Below are 303 nucleotides of genomic sequence, written 5' to 3' on the forward strand. Positions count from 1 at the left end.
GAACTTGTTTGCTGGTGATGAATATGCTGGTTTATCTGAAATGGCATTGTTCTTCATTGGTGGTGTAATCAAGCACGCGCGTGCATTGAATGCGATTACTAACCCATCTACAAACTCTTATAAGCGTTTGGTTCCTCACTACGAAGCACCAATCATGCTTGCTTACTCAGCACGTAACCGTTCTGCATCTATCCGTATTCCATACGTTTCAAGCCCTAAAGGTAAGCGTATCGAAGCTCGTTTCCCTGATCCAATGATGAACCCATACTTAGGTTTTGCGGCATTGTTGATGGCTGGTCTTGA

Annotated in this window: 1 pseudogene; it reads left to right on the forward strand. The window is 43.9% G+C overall.

The annotated features are described in order from the left end of the window. A pseudogene (gene glnA, locus AC2Q9J_RS17790) lies at window positions 1-303 on the forward strand (glutamine synthetase); the annotation flags it as partial.

It is taken from the genome of Planococcus sp. RAB007_Raresut (genome assembly GCF_057369535.1).